This window comes from Prauserella alba (assembly GCF_024171735.1).
In the GTDB taxonomy this organism is placed as follows: Bacteria; Actinomycetota; Actinomycetes; order Mycobacteriales; family Pseudonocardiaceae; genus Prauserella; species Prauserella alba.
Genome location: NZ_JAMTCH010000005.1, coordinates 739,580 through 761,799, shown reverse-complemented (window position 1 = coordinate 761,799; position 22,220 = coordinate 739,580). Strand labels below are relative to the sequence as shown.

Genomic DNA, 22,220 nt, shown 5'->3' with positions numbered 1-22,220 from the left:
CAGATTCACGAGCTCTTGCCGAGCGCGTCCAGCACGCGCTGCGAAACCTCGTCGACATCACCGATGCCGTTCACGGTCACCAGGATGTCGGCGTAGTACTCGAGCAGTGGAGCCGTCTCCTGCCGGTAGACCTCCTGGCGACGGCGGATGATCTCCTCGGTGTCGTCGCTGCGGCCGCGGGCGAGCAGTCGCTCGACCAGTTCGTCCTCGCTGACCTTGAGCTCGATGACGTTGTCCAGGGCCGTGTTCTGCGCCCCGAGCATCTCGCCCAGCACGTCGGCCTGCTTGGTGTTGCGCGGGAAACCGTCCAGCAGGAATCCGGCCTTCGCATCCGGCTCATCCAGACGTTCGCGCACCATCTCGTTGGTCACCGAGTCGGGGACGAGCTCGCCGGCGTCCATGTACCGCTTCGCCTCGAGACCCAGCGGGGTCTCGTTGCCGACATTGGCGCGGAACAGATCACCTGTCGAGATGTGCGGGACGCCCAGTCGCTCGGAGAGAGAGACCGCTTGCGTCCCCTTGCCCGCTCCGGGAGGACCCACAAGGAGCACACGCGTCATCGGAGGAACCCTTCGTAGTTGCGCTGCATGAGCTGGCTTTCGATCTGCTTCACCGTGTCCAGCCCGACACCGACCATGATCAGAACCGCCGTGCCGCCGAGCGGGAAGTTCTGGTTCTGGCCTTCGCCGGTGAGGGACAGGAAGAAGTTCGGCAGGATTGCCACGATGCCAAGGTAGATCGATCCGGGCAACGTGATCCTGCTCAGCACGAAGCGCAAGTACTCGGCGGTCGGCCTACCCGGACGGATACCCGGGATGAAACCGCCGAACTTCTTCATCTCCTCGGCGCGATCGTCAACGTTGAAGGTGATCGTGATGTAGAAGTACGTGAAGAAGATGATCAGAGCGAAGTACAGCAGCATGTGCAGCCAGCTGCTCTGATCACTCAGGTACGTCTGGATGAACTGCGTGAAGCCGCCCGGGTTCTGCGGGTCGCCGGTGAGGTTCACCAACAGGTCCGGCAGGTACAGCAGCGACGAGCCGAAGATCACCGGAATGACACCGGCCTGGTTGACCTTGATCGGCAGGTAGGTCGACGTGCCCCCGTACATCCGCCTGCCGACCATGCGCTTGGCGTACTGCACCGGGATCCGGCGCTGCCCCTGCTCGACGAAGACGACGCTCGCGATGATGACCAGCGCCAGCAGGCAGACGAACGCGAACACCGCCGGCGAGTTCTGGTTCAGGATGTTGGCGCCCTCGGCCGGGATCTGCGCCGCGATGTTCAGGAAGATCAGCAGCGACATACCGTTGCCGACACCGCGTTCGGTGATCAGCTCGCCGAGCCACATCATCATGGCCGTGCCGGCGGTCATCGTCAGGACCGTGATGGCCATCGTGACGACGCTACTGTCCGGGAAGATCGACTCGGTGCAGTTCGGGAACATCCCGCCGCGCTCTGCCAGCGCGATCACACCGGTGGCCTGCAGGATGGCCAGCGCGATCGTCAGGTAGCGCGTGTACTGCGTCAGCTTGCCCTGACCGGACTGGCCCTCCTTCTTCAGCTCCTCGAAGTGCGGGATGACCACCGTGAGCAGCTGCACGATGATGCTCGCCGTGATGTACGGCATGATGCCCGTCGCGAAGATGGAGAGCTGAAGGAGCGCACCGCCGCTGAACAGGTTCAGCAGCGTGAAGAAACTCTGACCCTCGACCTGCGCCTGACAAGCCTGAACGCTCATGTACGAGACGCCAGGCGCTGGAATGACCGCTCCGAGCCGGTACACGGCCACGATCATCAACGTGAACAGGATCTTCTTGCGCAGGTCCGGCGTGGCAAGAGCCGAGCGGAAGGCGCTGAGCACGCGGGGGACCTCCTCAGGCGTCGCCGGCGATTCCGGCGAACGGCTTGGCCGACGGTCTCGGACGCCGGCGGGACGACTCACTTCGCTGGCGGGCTGGCCAGACGGACGCTTGAAGACACGGGACGTCCCCAGGCGCCTCGACGACTCTAACAGCCGCTCAGGCTGGCGATTCAGCGAGTTGCCTAACTGACCGCAGGCTACCTACGGAAGTTGCGCAGGCACCCCACCCGTCCCCGCCGACGCGACGAACACCACACCCGTGGCTTCACGCGCCCCACACCGCACCCCGGCCGCACCCCGGGTGACGCCGTCCCGCGAGGGTGCCGGCCGTGCGCGCCTCTCGCCCGCCGAGCCCGTCACACGCACAGCGGCCCGCCCGGCTGTCGCCGGACGGGCCGCTGCCGCGAATCTTCGAGCGTCAGAGCGTGGTGGCCGAGCCACCCGCCGCCTCGAGCTTCTCCTTCGCACTCTTGGAGAACGCGTCAGCCGAAACCTCGAGCTTGACGCCGTCGACGTCACCGTTGCCGAGCACCTTCACGAGGTGGCCCTTGCGAACCAGGCCGTTCTCGACGAGAGCGTCCTTGCTCACCGCGCCGCCGTCGGCGAACACGCGGGCGATGTCGCCCACGTTCACCGGCTGGTACTCGGTACGGAAGCGGTTCTTGAAGCCGCGCAGCTTCGGGAGCCGCATCTGGATGGGCATCTGCCCACCCTCGAAGCCGGCGGGCACGTTCTTCCGGGCCTTGGTGCCCTTCGTACCGCGACCGGCGGTCTTGCCCTTCGAACCCTCACCACGGCCGACGCGCATCTTCTCGCGCTTGGCGCCGGGTGCGGGCTTCAGGTCATGGATCTTGATGGTCATGAGTTGACCTCCTCCACGCTCACCAGGTGCCGCACCGTCCGGACCAGGCCGCGAACGTCGGGAGTGTCCTCACGCACCACGGACTGGCGGATCTTCCGCAGTCCCAGGGTACGCAGGGTGTCCCGGTGGCTCTGCCGAGTGCCGATCGTGCCCTTGATCTGGGTGACCTTCAGCTGCGCCATCTCAGACCTCCTGACCCGCACGCTGACGCAGCATGCGCGCCGGCGCGACGTCCTCGAGCGGCAGACCGCGACGGGCCGCCACCTCTTCCGGACGGGACAGACCCTTCAGCGCCGCCACGGTCGCGTGCACGATGTTGATCGCGTTGTCGCTGCCCAGCGACTTCGACAGCACGTCGTGCACACCCGCGCACTCCAGCACGGCACGCACCGGGCCACCGGCGATAACACCGGTACCGGCGGAGGCCGGACGGAGCAGCACCACACCGGCGGCGTCCTCACCCTGAACCGGGTGCGGGATCGTGCCGGCGATGCGGGGCACGCGGAAGAAGTTCTTCTTGGCCTCCTCGACGCCCTTGGCGATCGCCGAGGGCACCTCCTTGGCCTTGCCGTAGCCGACGCCGACCTGACCGTCGCCGTCACCGACCACGACCAGAGCGGTGAAGCTGAAGCGACGACCGCCCTTGACGACCTTGGCCACGCGGTTGATCGCTACAACGCGCTCGAGGTGCGGGTTCTTGTCCTGGGCCGCCCCGCCACGGCCACCGTCACGACGGTCCCTGCGGTCCCGGCCGCCACCGCGCTCGCGGTTCTGCTGCTCGCCGGGCCCGCCCTGGCCGCCGGATTGCCGCGTACGTCCCGGCATCAGGCGTTCCTTCCGTTCTCGAACTTGTTCACCATCAGAATTCCAACCCCGCTTCGCGAGCGGCGTCGGCCAGCGCCGCGATCCGGCCGTGGTAGGCGTCGCCGCCCCGGTCGAACACCGCGGACTCCACACCCGCGTTCTTCGCACGGGAGGCAACCAGCTCGCCGACCTTGGCGGCCTTGGCCTTCTTGTCGCCCTCGACGGCGGCCACGTCGGACTCGAGCGTCGACGCCGCGGCCACGGTGTGGCCCGCCACGTCGTCGATCAGCTGCGCGTAGATGTGCCGGGAGGAGCGCTTCACCGACAGCCGCGGACGCTCCGCGGTGCCGAAGATCTTCTTGCGCAGCCGGTTGTGCCGGCGAGCCTTGCTCACGCGGCGACGGGTCGAGACGTCCTTGCCGATCGGCCTGCGCTTCGTAACCGTTTCGCTCATGATCACTTACCCGTCTTTCCGACCTTGCGACGGATGCGCTCACCCTCGTAGCGCAGGCCCTTGCCCTTGTACGGGTCAGGACGCCGCAGCTTGCGGATGACCGCAGCGGTCTGGCCGACCTTCTGCTTGTCGATGCCGGCCACCGAGAACTTCGTCGGGCTCTCCACGCTGAACGTGATGCCCTCCGGAGCCTTGATCAGCACCGGGTGGCTGTAGCCCAGGGCGAACTCGAGGTCCGAACCCTTGGCCTGCACGCGGTAACCGACCCCGTGGATCTCCATCTTCTTCTCGTAGCCTTCGCTGACGCCGACGACCAGGTTGTTCACCAGCGTCCGCGTGAGGCCGTGCAGCGACCGGTTCTCACGCTCCTCGTCCGGGCGATTCACCACGATCGCGCCGTCATCGTCGCGCTCGACGACGATCGGCTCCGGCACGGTGTGCTCGAGAGTGCCCTTCGGGCCCTTCACCGACACGTGCTGGCCGTCGATGTTCACCTCGACCCCGGAGGGGACGGTGATCGGCAGCTTTCCAATGCGTGACATTGCCTTGTCCCCTCCCTTACCAGACGTAGGCGAGGACTTCGCCGCCCACGCCGTTGCGCATGGCCTGACGGTCGGTCTGGAGGCCGGCGGACGTCGAGATGATCGCGACGCCGAGGCCACCGAGAACCTTCGGCAGGTTGTTGGATTTCGCGTACACACGCAGACCCGGCTTCGACACGCGGCGAAGGCCGGCGATGCTGCGCTCACGGTTCGGCCCGAACTTGAGGTTCACGACGAGGTTCTTGTGCTTCTCGCCGGGCTCGGTGCGGTAGCTCGCGATGTAACCCTCGCGCTTGAGGATCTCGGAGATGTTCTCCTTGATCTTCGAGTGCGGGAGCGTCACCTCGTCGTGGTGCGCCGAGTTCGCGTTCCGCAGACGTGTCAGGAAGTCTGCGATCGGGTCGGTCATCGTCATGGTGACCTGTCAACCTTTCTCGCCCTGGTTCCCCGGCACTGCCGGGGCCTGTGGCGAAGTGGGAGTTATCGGGGCGCCTTCACCAGCTGGACTTGCTCACGCCGGGAAGCTGTCCCGCGTGCGCCATTTCCCGCAGGCAGATACGGCAGAGGCCGAACTTGCGGTAGACCGAGTGCGGCCGGCCGCAACGCTGGCAACGCGTGTAGGCCCGCACCTTGAACTTCGGCTTCCGAGCGGCCTTGGCGATGAGGGACTTCTTAGCCATGGCTCACGCCTCCTTAAAGGGGAAGCCGAGCTTGCGGAGCAGCGCACGGCCTTCGTCGTCGTTGTTGGCGGTGGTCACGACCGTGATGTCCATGCCGCGCGAGCGGTCGATGGAGTCGGGGTCGATCTCGTGGAACATCGACTGCTCCGACAGGCCGAACGTGTAGTTGCCGTGCCCGTCGAACTGCTTGCTCGACAGCCCGCGGAAGTCGCGGATGCGCGGCAGCGCGATGTTCAGCAGCCGGTCCAGGAACTCCCACATGCGGTCGCCGCGAAGCGTCACGCGCGCACCGATCGGCATGCCCTCGCGCAGCTTGAACTGCGCGATGGACTTGCGGGCCCTGCGAACCTCGGGCTTCTGCCCGGTGATGGCGGCCAGGTCACGCACGGCGCCTTCGATGAGCTTGCTGTCGCGGGCGGCGTCGCCGACGCCCATGTTCACGACGACCTTCGTGACACCGGGGATCTGGTGCACGTTCGCCAGGTCGAACTCCGCGCGCAGCTGGCCCGCGATCTCCTCGCGGTAGCGGACCTTGAGCCGCGGGGTCGGGTATGTCGTCTCTGCGGTCGTCATCAGATGTCCTTGCCCGTCTTACGCGAGATCCGAACCTTCTTGCCGTCCTCGCCGATGCGGTAGCCGACCCGGGTCGGGTTGCCGTCCGAGTCCACGACCATCACGTTCGACACGTGGATCGGGGCCTCCTGCGTGACGATGCCGCCGGACTCGGCACCACGCTGGTTCTGCGAGATCCGCGTGTGCTTCTTGATCCGGTTAACGCCCTCGACGAGGACCTTGCTGCGCTCCGGGTCGGCCTTGATGACCTTGCCCTTCGCACCCTTGTCCTTGCCCGCGACGACGAGAACGGTGTCGCCCTTCTTGACCTTCATTCAGAGCACCTCCGGCGCCAGCGAGATGATCTTCATGAACTTGCGGTCGCGCAGCTCGCGACCGACCGGTCCGAAGATGCGCGTGCCTCGCGGCTCGTTGTCGTTCTTGATGAGCACCGCGGCGTTCTCGTCGAAGCGGATGTAGGAGCCGTCGGGGCGACGCCTCTCCTTCGCTGTACGGACGATGACCGCCTTGACGACGTCACCACGCTTCACATTGGCGCCCGGGATGGCGTCCTTGACGGTGGCGACGATGACGTCGCCGAGGCCCGCGTAGCGCCGCCCCGAGCCACCGAGCACGCGGATGGTCAGGATCTCCTTGGCACCCGTGTTGTCGGCGACTCGCAGTCGCGACTCCTGCTGGATCACGTCAACTCCTGTATGTCGCGCCGGTTCTCGGGGTTCTGTGCCGAGCCTGGCGGAACGAATGGGGCTGTTGCCGCCCCCTGATTACTTGGCCTTCTCGCGGATCTCGACCAGCCGGTACCGCTTCGTGGCGGACAGCGGGCGGGTCTCCATCACGATGACGCGGTCGCCCACGCCGGCCGTGTTCTCCTCGTCGTGCGCCTTGACCTTCTTGGTCGAGCGCATGACCTTGCCGTACAGCGGGTGCTTCTTGCGGTCCTCGAGCTCCACGACAATCGTCTTGTCCATCTTGTCGGACACGACCAGGCCCTCACGGACCTTCCGGTAGTTCCGACCGGAGTCAGCCTTCTGTACCGGCTCGCTCATGCGGCACCTTCACTCTCGTCAGTCTCGTCAGGCGCGATCGAGAGACCGAGCTCGCGCTCACGCATCACCGTGTAGATGCGCGCGATGTCCGCGCGGACCGTGCGAAGCCTGCGGTTGTTGTCGAGCTGGCCGGTCGCCATCTGGAACCGGAGGTTGAACAGCTCCTCCTTGGATTCCTTCAGACGCAGCACGAGCTCTTCCGCAGTAAGCTCACGCAGCTCCGACGCAGCAACTCCAGCTGCCGCCATCAGAACTCACCACCTTCACGGCTCACGATCCTGCACTTCATCGGCAACTTGTGGATCGCGCGGCGCATGGCCTCGCGGGCCACGGCCTCGTTCGGAAAGCTCATCTCGAACATCACGCGGCCCGGCTTGACGTTGGCGACCCACCACTCGGGCGAACCCTTACCGGAACCCATACGGGTCTCGGCCGGCTTCTTCGTGAGCGGGCGGTCCGGGAAGATGTTGATCCAGATCTTCCCGCCACGCTTGATGTGGCGCGTCATGGCGATACGAGCGGACTCGATCTGCCGGTTCGTCACGTAGGCGTGCTCGAGCGCCTGGATGCCGTAGTCACCGAAGGTGACCTTCGTGCCGCCCTTGGCGGCACCCTTGCGCTTCGGCGCGTGCTGCTTACGGTGCTTGACCTTGCGTGGGATGAGCACGCCTCAGCCCTCCGTCTTCTCTGCAGCGTCCGGCGAAGCCACCTCGGGGGCGCTTGCGGACGCGACGTCTGTGTCGGCCTTGGCGGCACCGGAGCCGGACTCCTGGGCGGCAGCCCGGCCGGCCTCGGTCGACGTCGGCGTGGTACCGGAGGCACCACCACGACGCCGCTGCGGACGCTCGCGGCGCGGCTGGCGCTCCGACGCCGCGGCGGCGTCACGCTCGGCCTTGGCCTTCAGGCCACCGACGAGCTCGCCCTTGTAGATCCACACCTTCACGCCGATGCGACCGAACGTCGTCTTGGCCTCGAAGAAGCCGTAGTCGATGTCGGCACGCAGCGTGTGCAGCGGGACCCGGCCGTCGCGGTAGTGCTCGGAACGGGACATCTCGGCACCGCCGAGACGACCGCTGCACTGCACGCGAATGCCCTTGACCTGCGGCGACCGCATGGACGTCTGGATCGCCTTGCGCATGGCGCGGCGGAACGCGACACGGTTGGACAGCTGCTCCGCGATGCCCTGCGCAACGAGCTGGGCGTCGGCCTCGGAGTTCTTCACCTCGAGGATGTTCAGCTGCACCTGCTTGCCGGTCAGCTTCTCCAGCGAACCGCGGATGCGATCGGCCTCGGCGCCGCGACGGCCGATGACGATGCCCGGCCGGGCGGTGTGGATGTCGACGCGGACCCGGTCACGGGTGCGCTCGATCTCCACCTTGGCGATGCCCGCCCGCTCCATGCCCGTGGACAGGAGCTTGCGGATCTTGACGTCCTCGGCCACGTAGTCCGAGTACTGCTTGTCGGCGTACCAGCGGGACTTCCAGTCCGTGGTGATCCCGAGCCGGAAGCCGTGCGGGTTGATCTTCTGGCCCACTACCGGCCACCTGCCTTCTTGCTCTTCTTCGCCTCAGGACGGGACTCGACCTCGACGGTGATGTGGCTCGTCCGCTTGCGGATCCGGAACGCCCGCCCCTGGGCGCGCGGCTGGATACGCTTGAGCGTCGGACCGTCGTCGGCGTAGGCGTTCTTCACCCACAGCGTGTCCGGGTCCAGGTCGAGGTTGTTCTCGGCGTTGGCCATCGCGCTGGCGAGGACCTTGGACAGCTGGTACGCCGCAGCCTGCGGCGAGTACTTCAGCGTCGTCAGAGCGTCGTTCGCGTTCTGACCCTTGATCAGCTCGATCACCCGGCGCACCTTGGTCGGCGAGTCCCGGACGAAGCGAGCCCGCGCGAAAGCCGTCGGCAGGGTTTCCTGCTCGGCTACCGCGTCGTTACGCGCGTTCATCGTTACTTCCTTCTCTTAAGGTGCGCTGCTTCAGCGGCGACGAGATTTGCGGTCGTCCTTGACGTGACCCTTGAAGGTCCGCGTCGGGGCGAACTCGCCCAGCTTGTGGCCGACCATGGCCTCGGTGACGAAAACCGGGACGTGCTTACGGCCGTCGTGCACCGCGAGGGTGTGCCCCAGCATGTCCGGGATGATCGTGGACCGGCGGGACCAGGTCTTGATCACGGTCTTCTTGCCCGACTCGTTGAGCGCGTCCACCTTCTTGAGCAGGTGGTCGTCCACGAAGGGGCCCTTTTTCAGGCTACGCGGCATGTTCTTCTACCTCCCTGCTCAGCGCTTCTTCTTGCCGGTCTTCCGGCGGCGGACGATCATCTTGTCGCTTTCCTTGCGACGGCGGGTGCGGCCTTCCGGCCTGCCGTTCGGGTTCACCGGGTGGCGACCACCGGAGCTCTTGCCCTCACCACCACCGTGCGGGTGGTCGATCGGGTTCATGACGACACCACGCACCGTCGGACGCTTGCCACGCCAGCGGTTGCGGCCCGCCTTACCCCAGTTGATGTTGGAGTGCTCCGAGTTGCCGACCTCGCCGACCGTGGCGCGGTTGCGCACGTCCACGTTGCGGATCTCGCCCGAAGGCATCCGCAGCTGGGCGTTCGGACCGTCCTTGGCGACGAGCTGCACCCGGGCGCCTGCCGAACGCGCGATCTTCGCGCCGCCACCGGGGCGAAGCTCGATCGCGTGCACCACGGTGCCGACCGGGATGTTGCGCAGCGGCAGGTTGTTGCCCGGCTTGATGTCGGCGGACGGGCCGTTCTCCACCGTGTTGCCCTGCTTCAGCTTGTCCGGCGCGATGATGTAGCGCTTCTCGCCGTCCGCGTAGTGCAGGAGCGCGATACGAGCGGACCGGTTGGGGTCGTACTCGATGTGCGCGACCTTGGCGGGGATGCCGTCCTTGTCGTTACGACGGAAGTCGATGATCCGGTAGGCGCGCTTGTGGCCACCGCCCTTGTGACGGGTGGTGATCTTGCCGCCGGAGTTACGACCACCGGTCTTGTTGACCGGCTTGACCAGCGACTTCTCCGGCGTCGACCGAGTGATCTCGGAGAAGTCGGCCACGCTCGAGCCGCGACGGCCCGGAGTGGTCGGCTTGTGCTTACGGATGCCCATGTCTACTCAGTCCCTTACGCGCCTGCGCCGAAGATCTCGATCGGCTTGCTCTCGGGCGACAGCGTGACGATCGCGCGCTTGGTGTCCTTGCGCTTGCCGAAGCCGGTCCGGGTGCGCTTGCGCTTGCCCTGCCGGTTGATCGTGTTCACGCTGATGACCTTGACGCCGAAGACCTTCTCGACCGCGATCTTGATCTGGGTCTTGTTGGCGTCCGGACGGACCACGAACGTGTACTTGTTGTCCTCGAGCAGCCCGTAGGACTTCTCGGAGATCACCGGCGCGATGAGGATGTCACGCGGGTCGGGGATAGCCACCGAGCTCACTGCTGGTCACTCCCTTCCGAGACCTCGCCGGAGGTCGCCGTCGCCTTCGCGCCCTTGCCCTTGACCGGGCCGGCGAGGAAGACGTCCAGCGCCGCCTTGCTGAAGACCACGTCGTCGTTGACCAGCACGTCGTAGGTGTTGAGCTGGTCCGCCGTGATCAGGTGGACGTTCTCGAGGTTGCGGGCCGACAGCCACTGCGTTTCCTCGTCGCGGTGCAGGACCACGAGGACGCGCTTGCCGCTCGTCAGCGCGGCCAGCGTCTTCTTGGCCTCCTTCGTCGACGGCGCGTCACCGTCGATGAGGGCGGTCACCACGTGGACCTGGTCGTTGCGCGCCCGGTCCGAGAGGGCACCGCGCAGGGCGGCGACCTTCATCTTCTTCGGGGTGCGCTGCGCGTAGTCACGCGGCGTCGGCCCGTGGACGGTGCCACCGCCGGTGAACTGCGGCGCGCGCTCCGAACCCTGACGCGCACGGCCGGTGCCCTTCTGGCGGTACGGCTTGCGGCCACCGCCGGACACCTCGCCACGCGTCTTCGTGTCGTGCGTGCCCTGCCGGGCAGCGGCCAGCTGAGCCACCACGACCTGGTGCATCAGCGGAATGTTCGCCTGGACGTCGAAGATCTCCGCGGGCAGCTCGACGGAGCCGTCGGCCTTGCCCTCCGGGGTCTTCACCTCGATCGTCGCGGTCATGCGGTCACACCACCCTTCGCGGCGCTACGGACGAAGAGAAGGCCGCCCTTCGGACCGGGAACCGCGCCCTTGATCAGCAGCAGACCGTCGTCGGCACGCACCTGGTAGACCTTCAGGCCCTGGGTCGTGACGCGGTTGCCGCCCATCCGGCCGGACATGCGAATGCCCTTGAACACGCGGCCGGGGGTGGCTGCACCGCCGATGGCACCCGGCTTGCGGTGGGTCGCCTGGTTACCGTGGCTCGCGCCCTGGCCGGAAAAGCCGTGACGCTTCATCGTGCCCGCGAAGCCCTTGCCCTTCGTGGTGCCGGTGATGTCGACGATCGCGCCGTCCTCGAACACCTCGGCAGTCAGCTCCTGACCGACCTCGTAGGTGTCCGCGTCGGACGTGCGCAGCTCGACGACGTGACGCCGCGGCGTCACACCCGCCTTGTCGAAGTGGCCCGTCTCCGGCTTGTTGACCTTGCGCGGGTCGATGGCACCGTAGGCCAGCTGCACGGCCGAGTAGCCGTCCTTCTCCTGATTGCGCACCTGGGTCACGAGGTTCGGCCCGGTCTGCACGACGGTCACCGGAACGATCCGGTTGTTCTCGTCGAAGACCTGCGTCATGCCGAGCTTCGTGCCCAGAATGCCCTTCACTTGCCTGTCAGACATGAGTCTCTTATCTCCGCCGCTCGCCCAACGCTTACTGGATGTTCACGTCGACACTGGCCGGCAGGTCGATGCGCATGAGCGCGTCGACCGTCTTCGGCGTCGGGTCCACGATGTCGATCAGCCGCTTGTGCGTGCGCATCTCGAAGTGCTCGCGCGAGTCCTTGTACTTGTGCGGCGAGCGGATGACGCAGTAAACGTTCTTCTCAGTGGGCAGCGGCACCGGCCCAACCACGGAGGCGCCGGTGCGCGTGACCGTCTCGACGATCTTGCGCGCACTCGAGTCGATCGCCTCGTGGTCGTAGGCCTTGAGCCGGATGCGGATCTTCTGTCCCGCCATGGTGGCAGCTCGTTCCTTCGTCTCGTGCCGCTTGTCTGAAGCCTCGCAAGGTCCTTGTCGGACCCAGTTGGAGGTTTCCGCACGTCAACGATCCGGTCTCCGGTCCACGCGGTCGGGCGTGTCGCCCTTGTCGCGCAGACGGATCCCGCAGGATCATTGTTGTGCCCTAGGTCTTTGCTCTACGAAGTGGTCACTGCCGGAACCGACAGGCGGACCACTCCCGACTCACAGCGGACGATTACCACTGTCAGCCCAGGACGCTCGCGCCGGGGCGGCCGATTCCCGTGTACTCGTAGAATCGGCCGCCCCGCGTCGAGCAACCTAAATAGGATGCCATACCGAAATATGGCTCCCGCACCCGGGGGTGCGAATTACTTGTTGATCTTGGTGACCTGGCCGGCGCCGACGGTGCGGCCACCCTCGCGGATGGCGAACCTCAGACCCTCGTCCATGGCGATCGGCTGAATCAGCTGCACCGAGATCTCGGTGTTGTCGCCCGGCATGACCATCTCGGTGCCCTCGGGGAGGGTCACGACGCCGGTCACGTCGGTCGTCCGGAAGTAGAACTGCGGACGGTAGTTGTTGAAGAACGGCGTGTGACGGCCACCCTCGTCCTTGGACAGGATGTAGACCGAGCCCTCGAACTCCGTGTGCGGGGTCGTGGTGCCCGGCTTCACGATGACCTGGCCACGCTCGACGTCCTCACGCTTGATACCGCGCAGGAGCAGCGCCGCGTTGTCACCGGCCTGGCCGGAGTCGAGCAGCTTGTTGAACATCTCGATCGAGGTCACCGTGGTCTTGGTGGCCTTCTCGCGGATGCCGACGATCTCGACGTCCTCGTTCAGCTTGATCTCGCCACGCTCGATACGGCCGGTGACGACCGTGCCGCGGCCGGTGATCGTGAAGACGTCCTCGACCGGCATCAGGAACGGCTGGTCGACGGCACGCTGCGGGTCCGGGATGTTGTCGTCGACGGCGTTCATCAGCTCGATGACGGCGTCGGACCACTTCTCGTCGCCCTCGAGCGCCTTCAGGCCCGAGACCTTCACGACCGGGGCGTCGTCGCCCGGGAACTCCTGCTCGGAGAGCAGCTCCCGGACCTCCATCTCGACGAGCTCGAGGATCTCCTCGTCGTCGACCATGTCGGCCTTGTTCAGCGCCACGACGATGTACGGCACGCCGACCTGACGGGCGAGCAGCACGTGCTCACGCGTCTGCGGCATCGGGCCGTCGGTGGCGGCGACCACGAGGATCGCACCGTCCATCTGGGCCGCACCCGTGATCATGTTCTTCACGTAGTCGGCGTGACCCGGGGCGTCGACGTGCGCGTAGTGACGCTTCTCGGTCTCGTACTCGACGTGCGAGATGTTGATCGTGATACCGCGCTGCTTCTCCTCAGGCGCGTTGTCGATCTGGTCGAACGCACGCGACTGGTTGAGCTCCGGGTAACGCTCGTGCAGCACCTTGGTGATCGCCGCGGTCAGCGTGGTCTTGCCGTGGTCAACGTGACCGATGGTCCCGATGTTGACGTGCGGCTTGCTCCGCTCGAACTTCGCCTTCGCCACTGGAATGTCCTCCTGGACTGTACTTGCTCGCTCCCGGCGTGGCTGCGCCGATTGCGACTCGATCTGGTCGGTTGTGCGGACCGTAGGGGAGGCCCCTTTTCCGCCCGCTTTGGGTGCTGGTGGGAGTTACTCCCCTGTCGCCTTGGCGATGATCTCCTTCGCGACGTTCGACGGAACCTCGGCGTAGGAGTCAAAGACCATCGTGTAGTTGGCGCGACCCTGCGTCTTGGACCGCAGGTCGCCCACGTACCCGAACATCTCCGACAGCGGCACGAGCGCCTTGACGACGCGCGTGCCAGACCGCTCCTCCATGGCCTGGACCTGGCCACGGCGGGAGTTCAAGTCACCGATGACGTCACCCATGTACTCCTCGGGTGTGGTGACCTCGACGGCCATCATCGGTTCCAGCAGTACCGGGTTCGCCTGCCGCGCGGCGTCCTTGAGCGCCACGGAGCCGGCGACCTTGAAGGCCATCTCCGAAGAGTCGACCTCGTGGTACGCACCGTCCAACAAGGTGAGCTTCAACCCGACGAGCGGGTAGCCGGCCTGCACGCCGTACTGCATGGCGTCCTGCGCGCCCTCGTCCACGGACGGGATGTACTCCCGCGGGATGCGGCCACCGGTCACCTGGTTGTCGAATTCGTAGAGAGCACCATCGCCGGTGGTCAACGGCTCGAGCTTGATGATCACCCGCGCGAACTGACCGGAACCACCGGTCTGCTTCTTGTGGGTGTACTCGAACTTGTCCACCGTCTTGCGGATGGTCTCACGGTAAGCGACCTGCGGCTTACCGATGTTGGCCTCGACCTTGAAGTCGCTCTTCATCCGGTTGACGAGGACCTCGAGGTGGAGCTCGCCCATGCCCTCGATGATCGTCTGACCGGTCTCGTCGTCCTGGCTGACCCGGAAGGTCGGGTCCTCCTCCGCGAGCTTCTGGATCGCGGTCGAGAGCTTCTCCTGGTCGGACTTCGTCTTCGGCTCGATCGCGACCTTGATGACCGGTTCCGGGAAGGTCATCGACTCGAGCACGATGGGGTTCTGCGGGTCGGCGAGAGTGTCACCGGTGGTGGTGTCCTTCAGCCCCTGAACCGCGTAGATGTGGCCGGCCTGTGCGTCGTCGACCGGGTTCTCCTTGTTGGAGTGCATCTGGAAGATCTTCCCGATGCGCTCCTTGCGCTGCCGCGTCGCGTTCATGACCTGCGTGCCGGAGCCGACCTTGCCGGAGTAAACCCGGATGTAGGTCAGCTTGCCGTAGAACGGGTGGACCGAGATCTTCGACACCAGTGCCGCGAAGGGCTCCTGGGTCGAGGGCTTGCGCTCGGCGGGCGTCTCGCCGTCGAGCAGCGTGCCCTGGACCGGCGGCACCTCGGACGGCGACGGCAGGTAGTCGACGACCGCGTCGAGCATGGGCTGCACGCCCTTGTTCTTGAACGCGGAGCCGGCGAGCACCGGGAAGGCCTCGCGGGCGATCGTCAGCTTGCGGATGCCGGACTTGATCTCGTCGGTCGTGAGCTCTTCGCCGCCGAAGTACTTCTCGAGCAGCTCCTCGTCGGACTCGGCAACCTGCTCGATCAGCTTCTCGCGGTACTCCGCCGCCCGGTCGGCCAGGTCGGCCGGGATGTCCTCGATCTCGTACTGCTCGCCCTTCTTGACGTCACCGCGCCAGGTCAGGGCCTTCATGGCGACGAGGTCGACGACGCCCTCGAAGTCGGACTCCGCACCGATCGGCAGCTGCAGCACGAGCGGCTTCGCACCGAGACGGTCCTCGATGGTGCCGACGCTGAAGTAGAAGTCTGCGCCCAGCTTGTCCATCTTGTTGATGAAGCAGATGCGCGGAACCTCGTACTTGTCCGCCTGGCGCCAGACCTGCTCGGACTGGGGCTCGACGCCCTCCTTGCCGTCGAACACGGCGACCGCGCCGTCGAGCACGCGGAGGCTGCGCTCCACCTCGACGGTGAAGTCGACGTGGCCCGGGGTGTCGATGATGTTGATCTGGTAGTCGCCCCAGAACGTGGTGGTGGCAGCCGAGGTGATGGTGATGCCCCGGTTCTGCTCCTCCTCCATCCAGTCCATCGTCGACGCACCGTCATGGGTCTCACCGAGCTTGTAGTTGATCCCCGTGTAGAACAGGATCCGCTCGGTAGCGGTGGTCTTACCGGCGTCAATGTGGGCCATGATGCCGATGTTGCGGACCTTCTTCAGGTCGGTCAGCACGTCACGTGCCACTTGAATGTTCCCCTGTCTCAAGCGTGGGGCCCGGCACTGGCTCGATCATTCACGTCGACCGGGCGTCGGTTTGCTTCAGTGGTGGCGGTTCACCAGCGGTAGTGCGCGAAGGCCTTGTTCGACTCGGCCATCTTGTGCGTGTCCTCGCGGCGCTTCACGCTGGCCCCGAGGCCGTTGCTCGCGTCGAGCAGCTCGTTCTGCAGGCGCTCGACCATCGTCTTCTCGCGGCGCTGGCGCGCGTACGTGACCATCCAACGGAGCGCAAGGGTCGTCGAGCGACCGGGCTTGACCTCGATGGGCACCTGGTACGTGGCACCACCGACACGACGGCTCTTCACCTCGAGGGAAGGCTTGACGTTGTCGAGGGCGCGCTTCAGCGTGACGACCGGGTCGGTGCCGGTCTTCTCGCGAGCGCCTTCCAGGGCGCCGTACACGATGCGCTCGGCCAGCGAGCGCTTGCCGTCGGTCAGCACCTTGTTGATCAGCTGCGTGACGAGCGGCGATGCGTAGACCGGGTCAGCGATCAGCGGCCGCTTCGGGGCCGGACCCTTGCGGGGCATTAGCTCTTCTCCTTCTTAGCGCCGTACCGGCTGCGCGCCTGCTTGCGGTTCTTCACGCCCTGCGTGTCGAGCGAACCGCGGACGATCTTGTAGCGGACACCGGGGAGGTCCTTCACACGACCACCACGCACGAGCACCATCGAGTGCTCCTGCAGGTTGTGGCCCTCGCCCGGGATGTAGGCGGTGACCTCGATGCCGCTGGTCAGCCGGACACGCGCGACCTTGCGGAGCGCGGAGTTCGGCTTCTTCGGCGTGGTGGTGTAGACGCGGGTGCACACGCCGCGCCGCTGCGGGCTCCCCTTGAGCGCCGCGGTCTTCTGCTTGGCAGCCTTGTCCTGGCGGCCCTTGCGGACCAGCTGCTGGATCGTGGGCAATGGACCAGCTTTCTCTCGCGTCTGTAAAAGCTTCTGCAGCTTTACTGTGGCTCTTATCTGTGTGTGGCTCTGTCTCCCCGGTCCCCGCGGTCGGGCGTGTCGGCCCGCATCAGGGTCATCATGACCCGTGAACTCCCGTCGGGGTTTCCGGAGTTATGACTTCCGGAGCTCCGATCCACCGTTGTGCTGCAGAGTGCTGCTGACGCGGTCCGGACATGAAAATCCGGCCCGTGAGCACTTCGGCGCACGGAGCAGCCCGGCAGCGTGCCGGGCACAGATGTCAAAGATACCCGCCCGTGCCGACAGCGACGACCCGGGGGTCCCTAACGGCCCCGGCGGCCGGCGACGACGGCGGTGGTCATCGGGTACTGTACCGCGATCACCGCCCGGGTCGGCGTGAGAATCGTGCACGCGCGGACGCGGAGATGCTGACGCTCAGCCTAACGCGACGGGCCGCCGGTTTCGAGCATCTCGCGCCGATCCGCGCGCCGCCTCAGGCAAGACACAGCGCGGCCGCAGGCGTAGGCACTGAACCGCGGCAGACAGAACGCCGCAGGCAGAACACAGTGCCGCCGTAGGCGTAGGCACTGCGCCGCCGCGGGCGGAACGCACCGGTATCGAGGGGAGTCTCAGGGGCATGCATCCGGGCACATTGATGGTGATTCTGCTGGGGCTGTGTGCCGTGGGGGCGGTCGTGGCGTTCCTCGTGTCCCGGCGCAACGCGGCGGCGAAGAAGGTCGACCGAGCGGAGTTCGCCCGCAGGACCGGCGCGGTCGAGCACTACTACGAGCGGGGCACCCGGCCCAGTTTCGGCGTCTTTCCCGAGAAGGACATCTACACCGGCGCGCCGTTCACCTACGCGGTCGAGTTCACCTATGCGGGTTATCCCGTCGTCGCGGCCGAGTGGCGCACGGGCGGGGCCAACGTGCAGGTGGACTACACCGGCAACATCCAGGTGCCGAGCGGGCTTCCCGCCGACGCTCCTTATCTGATGATCGGCGAGCACATGCGGTACGGGATCGACCCGGAGACCCACGGCAGGCTGCCTGCGCTGAAAGGGTTCGCCGACGAGCGGCTGCGGGTGCTGTGCCCCGACGAGTCGTTCGCCCGCCGGATCGTCACGCCCGAACTCGCCGCGATCTTCACCGCGAACCGGCGCAGTCGCATGATGCCGCGTGTCGTGTTCGAAGGCGGCGTGATCCACAAGGTCGCCGGCCAGCGGCTCGACCCCGACGGGCTGTTCCGGAACGCCGAACTGCTCACCCAGATCGCGCGGCTCGTCGCCGCGCAGCAGCAACCGCCCCGCTGAGGTCCCTGCCACCCGCCGTCCCTGCCACCCGCCGTCCCCCGGAAGTGCGCACGGCCCACGAATTTCCGCACCGCGGGAACCGTTCGGTAGCCGTACCGGTCGTAACGGTCAGAGTTTCCAGGAGGCGGGTATGACGGGATTCAACGTCGAGATCGAGGCCCTCGAGGGCTACGGCAACAACCTCAAGTCGTTCAAGGACCAGGCAACGACCTTCGAAGAGCTCACCGGCCGCGCCGATGTCGGCGACGAGTCGTGGGGCGTCGTAGGGATCATGACGAAGGGCAAGTACGACGAGGCCCTCGCCGAACTGAAGAACCTGATCGAGGCGCTCAAGACGGGCCTCGACACGACGTCGGAGAAGGTGTCCACGGCCGCGAAGGCGTATCGCGAGAACGACGAGCAGCACGTCGTGACCCTCGGCGACTACCAGGGCAGCATCGACACGACCGACACCCCGCGGGTCTGAGGAGGACGGCCATGACCGAGGTCAACGACGTCGCGGGCGACGTCAGTCTGAACGCGGACAAGGAATCGGGGTTCGGCGACTACGCGATGGGCGTCGCCAAGAACACTCCCGGTGTCGAGACCGCCATCAAGGGCGTCGACACCGTCAGCAACTACTGGAAGGGCCTGCCCGAGGACCCGGACGCGGCCGACGTCGTGCTGCACGGGGCCAACTGCGCCACGGACACCGCGGCGTTCATCGCCGAGTGCGGCACGGAGGCGGCGACGGCCGTGCTGGACCCGGTCGGCTGGTTGGTCGGCCACGGCCTCGACTTCCTGCTGAACCTGATCACGCCGCTGCAGGACGCGCTGCACGCCGTCACCGGCGACGGCCCGGCGCTGGAGAAGGCGTCGAAGGACTTTCAGAGCATCGGCGACGGCCTCGTGAAGTACGCGGACGAGTTCCGGCGGGTCGCCGACGAGGCGCTGGCCGACTGGAACGGCGACGCGGCCGGTGCGGCGAAGAGCGCGCTCGCCGACTTCTCCAAGGGCATCGACGGCGTGTCCACCAGCGCGGGCGGGGTCACGGAGATCCTGAAGCTGTCCTCGATGCTCATGAAGGTCATCGAGGAGGTCATCAAGGCCATCATCACCGAGATCGTCAGCTGGCTGATCGCGCTGTGGGTGCCCGCGCTCGCGGCCGCGGTGCCGACGGCGGGTGCGTCGACGGCGGCGGCCGGTGCGGCCACGGCCCCGAAGGCGGCGGCCACGGTCGCGAAGGTGACGTCGAAGCTGGGCAAACTCGGCAAGATCCTCGACGACATCTTCGCGTTCTTCCAGAAGTTCGGCTCGACGATGGTCAAGCTGGGCAAGCGGCTCGGCGTCAAGCCGAACACCATCGCGGGCAAGGCCGACGAGCTCGCCGAGATCACCACGAACGCGGGCAAGATCGGGAAGATCGCAGGCGAAGCCGCGAAGGCGGGCGCAGGCAAACTGGGGCAGGAGACCATCGGCATCGACCCGACGAAACCGATCGGTGACGACCCGCTCGAGGCCGTCAAGGCGGTCAACGACCACTACGGCAAGCTCACCGACAACACGCAGGGACTGAAGGAGGCCTCCGACGGCGCGGGCACCGGAAGCGGTGCGTCCGCCGAGGAGACCGAGGACAACCTGCGTATGTGACGTCCGCACCGGCTCGCATCCGGCCACGGCGGTGTCGCGGGCGTACGCCCGTCCGTGCCCGCAGGCCGGTCGGGCACGATGTGCCCGGGCCACCCCGCTCACGAGCGGCGTACCGGGGAAGATGGAACGTGCCGCCCCGGATGAGGCGTCCCGTCCCGTGGTCGCCGTCCACCTTTCGTCGAGGGAGAAGCAACGTGTCAGCTGAGTTCGACCGGCTCGTCGCGGAGTTCGAGAAGTTCCAGTCGAAGATGAAGCACGTCGACCAGCAGATGGCCGGTGTGCAGGACATGCAGAGCGAGCTGGCCGAGCTCGAGGCGACCGCCTCGAATGCCGATCGTTCGGTCACGGTCGTCGCCGGTCCGGGCGGTGCGATCAAGGATCTGCAGCTCACCGACAAGGCGATGAACCAGCCGCCGCAGGCGCTCGCCGCCGCCATCAAGTCGACGCTCTCCGAGGCCGTCGCCGAGGCCGCGCGCAAGCAGGCGGGCATCGTCGACAACCACATGGGCGACATGGGCATCAACGCCACCGACCAGGTCATCGAGACCCAGGCCGAGGCGTTCGGCATCCCGGCAGAGGAACTGCGCCAGCGCATGGCCGACGAGCAGCCGGTGCGCAAGGAGGTTCCGGTCGAGGAGGAGTACCACGAGGACTACTCCCGCCAGAGCGTCTTCGGCGACGAGGACGACGGCCGCCCCACTCCCCCGCCCGCGCAGAGCGGCGGTTCGGCGGGCGACGACTTCCTCAAGAACCTGTTCGACGAGGACGACCGCTGAGGCACCCGCGCCCGCGGCCGACCGGCTGCAGCGGCTCCGTTCCCCGGTCGCATCCCCGCTGACCGCTACGGGCCGCGCACCACGGTCCGGCGGGTCGGGCACGGCCACCAACCATCGTCACCCTTCGAGGCGGCGCTCGCTCGTAGCGGGCGCCGCCTTTCGGTGTCCATGCCGTCGGCGGCGGACGCGTGTCCGTCCCGCGGCGAGGTCCGGCGGGTGGCGGCGAGCGCCGGAGTCCCCACTCCTTGTCCGGTCGACGAGCGCCACACGTTCGAGGTCTGCACCGCGGATCCGGGCGGTCCGGTGTCGCGTCGGAGAGCGAAACGGCATCATGTCCTGGCAGACGCGCGCCGAGCCGCTGCACCGGCGCCGCGCTCGGCAGCAGCACACGAGGAGGGGGCCATGAGCGGCTTCGACGTCAATGCGGACGAACTGGATACCTACGCCGGAAAGCTGGGCGGTCAGCGGTCGACCGCGAGCCAGATCTCCGGCCTCGTCGACAAGGCCGATGTCTCGGACCAGTCCTGGGGGATCGTCGGCATCTTCGTCTTCGACAACTACAAGGAAATGCTCGGCGATCTCAAGGATCTCTTCACGAGCCTCGACGAGGGGTTCGCGTCCGGTGAGGACAAGTTCAAGAACGCGGCCAAGGGCTACCGCGAGAAGGAGCAAGCGGTGAAGGAGCTCCTGGACACGTTCGACATCAACATGGGGGGCAAGTAAGCGATGGCCGAGGAGAAGACCGAAGCCGGCGGCGTCGAGATCACGACCGGCGACAAGGCCCTGGGCAAGACTGCGCTCGAGTCCGCTCCGCTCCTCGGCGGCGCGGTCAAGACCTTCGATGCGGGCAGCAAGCTCACCGACGGCGCCGACCCTTCCGAGATCGGTGGGCTGCTGTCCGAGGGAACGAGCTTCATCTCGTCCTGCGCGGGCACCGCGGGTGAGATCGCCATGGATCCCATCGGCTGGCTGGTCGGGCAGGGCCTGGACTTCCTCATCTCCATCTGCCAGCCGATCCAGGACGCCATCCACATGGTCAGTGGCGACGGGCCCGCACTGCAGCAGGCAGCCGACAACTTCAAGGCCATTGGCCAAGGCATCGAGGAGCTGAGCGGAAAATTCAGCGAGGAACTGAAGTCGTCGCTGCAGAACTGGGGCGGTGAGGCGTCCGAGGCCGCGGGCACGAAGCTCGCCGACTTCTCCAAGGGCATCGACGGCGTCGCCGGTCAGGCGGGCGAACTCTCGTCGCTGCTCCAGATGTCCAGCATGGTGATGACGGTCATCGAGGAGTTCATCAAGGCCATCCTGACCGAGCTCATCACCTGGCTGATCATGATCTGGGTCCCGGCACTCGCCGCGGCGGTGCCGACCGCGGGCGCGTCCACCGCCGCGGCGGGGACCGCCACCGGTGTCCGCGCGGCGAGCACGGGCAGCCGGGTGTCCCGCATGGTGCAGAAGCTGAAGGACGTGCTGAACAAGATCATGGACTTCCTGCGCAGGATGCGGACCCGGATGGGCAACCTCAAGCAGGGCGTTCGCCAGGCGATGGATCACAGGAGGATGCGCAGCGGTCTGGCCGACTTGGCAGTCGAGGACGGCACCGCCGGCGCCCGGGAGAAACTACTGAGCAGCAACGGCCTGGTCGGAGAACAGCTGCAACAGGGCTTGGGCAGGTCCATGTGGGAAGCAGGCACGGATTCGCTCAAGGACCAGGTCGGCGTGGGCCCGAACGGCAAGGGGAAGCTGATCGGCAATCTCGGCAAGATCGCCGGAGCCGCCGAGGGCGAGGGAATCGGCGAGGACCAGTCCAAGAGCGAGACCGAAGACCACCTGGACATCTGAG

At 66.6% G+C, this 22,220-nt stretch carries 33 protein-coding genes; 6 read left to right on the top strand and 27 right to left on the bottom strand.

The genetic code is table 11. The features are described 5' to 3' along the window. Nucleotides 1–5: 5 nt before the first annotated feature. From LY12_RS19235 to rpsL, 27 genes are all read right to left on the bottom strand, one after another. Nucleotides 6–560, bottom strand: coding sequence for an adenylate kinase (locus tag LY12_RS19235; RefSeq protein WP_253858721.1), 555 nt, complete (start codon nucleotides 558–560; stop codon nucleotides 6–8). Next, nucleotides 557–1,864: a preprotein translocase subunit SecY gene (gene secY, locus LY12_RS19230; protein ID WP_253858720.1), complete on the bottom strand. Its 1,308-nt coding sequence runs from the start codon at nucleotides 1,862–1,864 to the stop codon at nucleotides 557–559. Before secY ends, LY12_RS19235 begins: the two co-directional genes overlap by 4 nt. A gap of 418 nt (nucleotides 1,865–2,282) precedes the next feature. After that, the gene (rplO, locus tag LY12_RS19225; protein ID WP_253858719.1) at nucleotides 2,283–2,726 is read right to left on the bottom strand and encodes a 50S ribosomal protein L15; all 444 of its coding nucleotides are present in this window, start codon (nucleotides 2,724–2,726) and stop codon (nucleotides 2,283–2,285) included. Next, nucleotides 2,723–2,908: a 50S ribosomal protein L30 gene (gene rpmD / locus LY12_RS19220; protein WP_253858718.1), complete on the bottom strand. Its 186-nt coding sequence runs from the start codon at nucleotides 2,906–2,908 to the stop codon at nucleotides 2,723–2,725. Before rpmD ends, rplO begins: the two co-directional genes overlap by 4 nt. Nucleotide 2,909: 1 nt before the next feature. Beyond that, nucleotides 2,910–3,551, bottom strand: a complete 642-nt coding sequence (gene rpsE / locus LY12_RS19215; protein ID WP_183646129.1) for a 30S ribosomal protein S5 — start codon at nucleotides 3,549–3,551, stop codon at nucleotides 2,910–2,912. A 34-nt stretch (nucleotides 3,552–3,585) separates the two neighbouring features. Continuing rightward, nucleotides 3,586–3,984, bottom strand: coding sequence for a 50S ribosomal protein L18 (rplR, locus tag LY12_RS19210; protein WP_253858717.1), 399 nt, complete (start codon nucleotides 3,982–3,984; stop codon nucleotides 3,586–3,588). A 2-nt stretch (nucleotides 3,985–3,986) separates the two neighbouring features. Next, nucleotides 3,987–4,526 carry a 50S ribosomal protein L6 gene (gene rplF / locus LY12_RS19205; protein ID WP_253858716.1) on the bottom strand — a complete coding sequence of 180 codons (540 nt, stop codon included), beginning with the start codon at nucleotides 4,524–4,526 and terminating at the stop codon, nucleotides 3,987–3,989. A gap of 16 nt (nucleotides 4,527–4,542) precedes the next feature. Then, nucleotides 4,543–4,941 carry a 30S ribosomal protein S8 gene (gene rpsH / locus LY12_RS19200; RefSeq protein ID WP_253858715.1) on the bottom strand — a complete coding sequence of 133 codons (399 nt, stop codon included), beginning with the start codon at nucleotides 4,939–4,941 and terminating at the stop codon, nucleotides 4,543–4,545. Between the two features lie 79 nt (nucleotides 4,942–5,020). Then, the gene (locus tag LY12_RS19195) at nucleotides 5,021–5,206 is read right to left on the bottom strand and encodes a type Z 30S ribosomal protein S14 (RefSeq protein ID WP_183646137.1); all 186 of its coding nucleotides are present in this window, start codon (nucleotides 5,204–5,206) and stop codon (nucleotides 5,021–5,023) included. A 3-nt stretch (nucleotides 5,207–5,209) separates the two neighbouring features. Beyond that, a complete protein-coding gene (rplE, locus tag LY12_RS19190) occupies nucleotides 5,210–5,779 on the bottom strand; it encodes a 50S ribosomal protein L5 (RefSeq protein WP_253858714.1) in 570 nt (189 codons plus the stop codon). Then, the gene (gene rplX / locus LY12_RS19185) at nucleotides 5,779–6,093 is read right to left on the bottom strand and encodes a 50S ribosomal protein L24 (RefSeq protein WP_253858713.1); all 315 of its coding nucleotides are present in this window, start codon (nucleotides 6,091–6,093) and stop codon (nucleotides 5,779–5,781) included. Before rplX ends, rplE begins: the two co-directional genes overlap by 1 nt. Further along, nucleotides 6,094–6,462, bottom strand: coding sequence for a 50S ribosomal protein L14 (gene rplN / locus LY12_RS19180; RefSeq protein WP_183779640.1), 369 nt, complete (start codon nucleotides 6,460–6,462; stop codon nucleotides 6,094–6,096). An 81-nt stretch (nucleotides 6,463–6,543) separates the two neighbouring features. Continuing rightward, entirely contained in the window at nucleotides 6,544–6,825 is a 282-nt protein-coding gene (rpsQ, locus tag LY12_RS19175; protein WP_253858706.1) for a 30S ribosomal protein S17, read from the bottom strand. Further along, on the bottom strand, nucleotides 6,822–7,073 hold the full coding sequence (gene rpmC, locus LY12_RS19170; RefSeq protein WP_030532883.1) for a 50S ribosomal protein L29: 252 nt from the start codon (nucleotides 7,071–7,073) through the stop codon (nucleotides 6,822–6,824). Before rpmC ends, rpsQ begins: the two co-directional genes overlap by 4 nt. Next, nucleotides 7,073–7,492 carry a 50S ribosomal protein L16 gene (gene rplP, locus LY12_RS19165; protein ID WP_183779642.1) on the bottom strand — a complete coding sequence of 140 codons (420 nt, stop codon included), beginning with the start codon at nucleotides 7,490–7,492 and terminating at the stop codon, nucleotides 7,073–7,075. Before rplP ends, rpmC begins: the two co-directional genes overlap by 1 nt. A gap of 3 nt (nucleotides 7,493–7,495) precedes the next feature. Continuing rightward, nucleotides 7,496–8,359: a 30S ribosomal protein S3 gene (gene rpsC, locus LY12_RS19160; protein ID WP_253858700.1), complete on the bottom strand. Its 864-nt coding sequence runs from the start codon at nucleotides 8,357–8,359 to the stop codon at nucleotides 7,496–7,498. Continuing rightward, nucleotides 8,359–8,769: a 50S ribosomal protein L22 gene (gene rplV, locus LY12_RS19155; protein ID WP_183646167.1), complete on the bottom strand. Its 411-nt coding sequence runs from the start codon at nucleotides 8,767–8,769 to the stop codon at nucleotides 8,359–8,361. The genes rpsC and rplV overlap by 1 nt, the downstream gene beginning before the upstream one ends. 30 nt (nucleotides 8,770–8,799) lie before the next feature. Continuing rightward, the gene (rpsS, locus tag LY12_RS19150) at nucleotides 8,800–9,081 is read right to left on the bottom strand and encodes a 30S ribosomal protein S19 (RefSeq protein ID WP_075849106.1); all 282 of its coding nucleotides are present in this window, start codon (nucleotides 9,079–9,081) and stop codon (nucleotides 8,800–8,802) included. An 18-nt stretch (nucleotides 9,082–9,099) separates the two neighbouring features. Beyond that, nucleotides 9,100–9,936, bottom strand: a complete 837-nt coding sequence (rplB, locus tag LY12_RS19145) for a 50S ribosomal protein L2 (protein ID WP_253858699.1) — start codon at nucleotides 9,934–9,936, stop codon at nucleotides 9,100–9,102. 14 nt (nucleotides 9,937–9,950) lie between these two features. After that, a complete protein-coding gene (gene rplW / locus LY12_RS19140; RefSeq protein ID WP_253858698.1) occupies nucleotides 9,951–10,259 on the bottom strand; it encodes a 50S ribosomal protein L23 in 309 nt (102 codons plus the stop codon). Beyond that, nucleotides 10,256–10,948 (bottom strand): 50S ribosomal protein L4, encoded by a 693-nt coding sequence (gene rplD, locus LY12_RS19135; protein ID WP_253858697.1) that lies wholly within the window; start codon nucleotides 10,946–10,948, stop codon nucleotides 10,256–10,258. Before rplD ends, rplW begins: the two co-directional genes overlap by 4 nt. Continuing rightward, nucleotides 10,945–11,601, bottom strand: a complete 657-nt coding sequence (gene rplC / locus LY12_RS19130) for a 50S ribosomal protein L3 (protein ID WP_253858695.1) — start codon at nucleotides 11,599–11,601, stop codon at nucleotides 10,945–10,947. The genes rplD and rplC overlap by 4 nt, the downstream gene beginning before the upstream one ends. Nucleotides 11,602–11,632: 31 nt before the next feature. After that, the gene (gene rpsJ / locus LY12_RS19125) at nucleotides 11,633–11,938 is read right to left on the bottom strand and encodes a 30S ribosomal protein S10 (RefSeq protein WP_028848712.1); all 306 of its coding nucleotides are present in this window, start codon (nucleotides 11,936–11,938) and stop codon (nucleotides 11,633–11,635) included. A gap of 371 nt (nucleotides 11,939–12,309) precedes the next feature. Continuing rightward, the gene (gene tuf / locus LY12_RS19120) at nucleotides 12,310–13,503 is read right to left on the bottom strand and encodes an elongation factor Tu (RefSeq protein WP_253858692.1); all 1,194 of its coding nucleotides are present in this window, start codon (nucleotides 13,501–13,503) and stop codon (nucleotides 12,310–12,312) included. A gap of 126 nt (nucleotides 13,504–13,629) precedes the next feature. After that, the gene (fusA, locus tag LY12_RS19115; RefSeq protein ID WP_253858684.1) at nucleotides 13,630–15,729 is read right to left on the bottom strand and encodes an elongation factor G; all 2,100 of its coding nucleotides are present in this window, start codon (nucleotides 15,727–15,729) and stop codon (nucleotides 13,630–13,632) included. A gap of 89 nt (nucleotides 15,730–15,818) precedes the next feature. Next, entirely contained in the window at nucleotides 15,819–16,289 is a 471-nt protein-coding gene (gene rpsG / locus LY12_RS19110) for a 30S ribosomal protein S7 (RefSeq protein ID WP_253858682.1), read from the bottom strand. After that, on the bottom strand, nucleotides 16,289–16,663 hold the full coding sequence (rpsL, locus tag LY12_RS19105) for a 30S ribosomal protein S12 (RefSeq protein ID WP_030532894.1): 375 nt from the start codon (nucleotides 16,661–16,663) through the stop codon (nucleotides 16,289–16,291). The genes rpsG and rpsL overlap by 1 nt, the downstream gene beginning before the upstream one ends. 637 nt (nucleotides 16,664–17,300) lie before the next feature. On the opposite strand from rpsL, the gene LY12_RS19100 reads away from it, so the two are divergent. From LY12_RS19100 to LY12_RS19075, 6 genes are all read left to right on the top strand, one after another. Further along, entirely contained in the window at nucleotides 17,301–17,972 is a 672-nt protein-coding gene (locus LY12_RS19100; protein ID WP_253858680.1) for a hypothetical protein, read from the top strand. Nucleotides 17,973–18,102: 130 nt separating this feature from the next. Continuing rightward, on the top strand, nucleotides 18,103–18,438 hold the full coding sequence (locus LY12_RS19095) for a type VII secretion target (protein WP_253858678.1): 336 nt from the start codon (nucleotides 18,103–18,105) through the stop codon (nucleotides 18,436–18,438). An 11-nt stretch (nucleotides 18,439–18,449) separates the two neighbouring features. After that, nucleotides 18,450–19,601 (top strand): hypothetical protein, encoded by a 1,152-nt coding sequence (locus tag LY12_RS19090; RefSeq protein ID WP_253858676.1) that lies wholly within the window; start codon nucleotides 18,450–18,452, stop codon nucleotides 19,599–19,601. 194 nt (nucleotides 19,602–19,795) lie between these two features. After that, a complete protein-coding gene (locus tag LY12_RS19085) occupies nucleotides 19,796–20,377 on the top strand; it encodes a YbaB/EbfC family nucleoid-associated protein (RefSeq protein ID WP_253858674.1) in 582 nt (193 codons plus the stop codon). Nucleotides 20,378–20,779: 402 nt separating this feature from the next. After that, nucleotides 20,780–21,100 (top strand): ESX-1 secretion-associated protein, encoded by a 321-nt coding sequence (locus tag LY12_RS19080; RefSeq protein ID WP_253858672.1) that lies wholly within the window; start codon nucleotides 20,780–20,782, stop codon nucleotides 21,098–21,100. 3 nt (nucleotides 21,101–21,103) lie between these two features. Continuing rightward, the gene (locus LY12_RS19075; RefSeq protein ID WP_253858670.1) at nucleotides 21,104–22,219 is read left to right on the top strand and encodes a WXG100 family type VII secretion target; all 1,116 of its coding nucleotides are present in this window, start codon (nucleotides 21,104–21,106) and stop codon (nucleotides 22,217–22,219) included. The last annotated feature ends 1 nt before the right edge of the window (nucleotide 22,220 follow it).

What these genes read in the sequence shown, in the direction of transcription:
- LY12_RS19235 (WP_253858721.1), bottom strand. Translation starts at nt 560, where the DNA reads ATGACGCGTGTGCTCCTTGTGGGTCCTCCCGGAGCGGGCAAGGGGACG.
- rplO (WP_253858719.1), bottom strand. Translation starts at nt 2,726, where the DNA reads ATGACCATCAAGATCCATGACCTGAAGCCCGCACCCGGCGCCAAGCGC.
- rpmD (WP_253858718.1), bottom strand. Translation starts at nt 2,908, where the DNA reads ATGGCGCAGCTGAAGGTCACCCAGATCAAGGGCACGATCGGCACTCGG.
- rpsE (WP_183646129.1), bottom strand. Translation starts at nt 3,551, where the DNA reads ATGCCGGGACGTACGCGGCAATCCGGCGGCCAGGGCGGGCCCGGCGAG.
- rplR (WP_253858717.1), bottom strand. Translation starts at nt 3,984, where the DNA reads ATGAGCGAAACGGTTACGAAGCGCAGGCCGATCGGCAAGGACGTCTCG.
- rplF (WP_253858716.1), bottom strand. Translation starts at nt 4,526, where the DNA reads ATGTCACGCATTGGAAAGCTGCCGATCACCGTCCCCTCCGGGGTCGAG.
- rpsH (WP_253858715.1), bottom strand. Translation starts at nt 4,941, where the DNA reads ATGACGATGACCGACCCGATCGCAGACTTCCTGACACGTCTGCGGAAC.
- LY12_RS19195 (WP_183646137.1), bottom strand. Translation starts at nt 5,206, where the DNA reads ATGGCTAAGAAGTCCCTCATCGCCAAGGCCGCTCGGAAGCCGAAGTTC.
- rplE (WP_253858714.1), bottom strand. Translation starts at nt 5,779, where the DNA reads ATGACGACCGCAGAGACGACATACCCGACCCCGCGGCTCAAGGTCCGC.
- rplX (WP_253858713.1), bottom strand. Translation starts at nt 6,093, where the DNA reads ATGAAGGTCAAGAAGGGCGACACCGTTCTCGTCGTCGCGGGCAAGGAC.
- rpsQ (WP_253858706.1), bottom strand. Translation starts at nt 6,825, where the DNA reads ATGAGCGAGCCGGTACAGAAGGCTGACTCCGGTCGGAACTACCGGAAG.
- rpmC (WP_030532883.1), bottom strand. Translation starts at nt 7,073, where the DNA reads ATGGCGGCAGCTGGAGTTGCTGCGTCGGAGCTGCGTGAGCTTACTGCG.
- rplV (WP_183646167.1), bottom strand. Translation starts at nt 8,769, where the DNA reads ATGAACGCGCGTAACGACGCGGTAGCCGAGCAGGAAACCCTGCCGACG.
- rpsS (WP_075849106.1), bottom strand. Translation starts at nt 9,081, where the DNA reads ATGCCGCGTAGCCTGAAAAAGGGCCCCTTCGTGGACGACCACCTGCTC.
- rplB (WP_253858699.1), bottom strand. Translation starts at nt 9,936, where the DNA reads ATGGGCATCCGTAAGCACAAGCCGACCACTCCGGGCCGTCGCGGCTCG.
- rplD (WP_253858697.1), bottom strand. Translation starts at nt 10,948, where the DNA reads ATGACCGCGACGATCGAGGTGAAGACCCCGGAGGGCAAGGCCGACGGC.
- rplC (WP_253858695.1), bottom strand. Translation starts at nt 11,601, where the DNA reads ATGTCTGACAGGCAAGTGAAGGGCATTCTGGGCACGAAGCTCGGCATG.
- rpsJ (WP_028848712.1), bottom strand. Translation starts at nt 11,938, where the DNA reads ATGGCGGGACAGAAGATCCGCATCCGGCTCAAGGCCTACGACCACGAG.
- rpsG (WP_253858682.1), bottom strand. Translation starts at nt 16,289, where the DNA reads ATGCCCCGCAAGGGTCCGGCCCCGAAGCGGCCGCTGATCGCTGACCCG.
- LY12_RS19100 (WP_253858680.1), top strand. Translation starts at nt 17,301, where the DNA reads ATGCATCCGGGCACATTGATGGTGATTCTGCTGGGGCTGTGTGCCGTG.
- LY12_RS19095 (WP_253858678.1), top strand. Translation starts at nt 18,103, where the DNA reads ATGACGGGATTCAACGTCGAGATCGAGGCCCTCGAGGGCTACGGCAAC.
- LY12_RS19090 (WP_253858676.1), top strand. Translation starts at nt 18,450, where the DNA reads ATGACCGAGGTCAACGACGTCGCGGGCGACGTCAGTCTGAACGCGGAC.
- LY12_RS19080 (WP_253858672.1), top strand. Translation starts at nt 20,780, where the DNA reads ATGAGCGGCTTCGACGTCAATGCGGACGAACTGGATACCTACGCCGGA.
- LY12_RS19075 (WP_253858670.1), top strand. Translation starts at nt 21,104, where the DNA reads ATGGCCGAGGAGAAGACCGAAGCCGGCGGCGTCGAGATCACGACCGGC.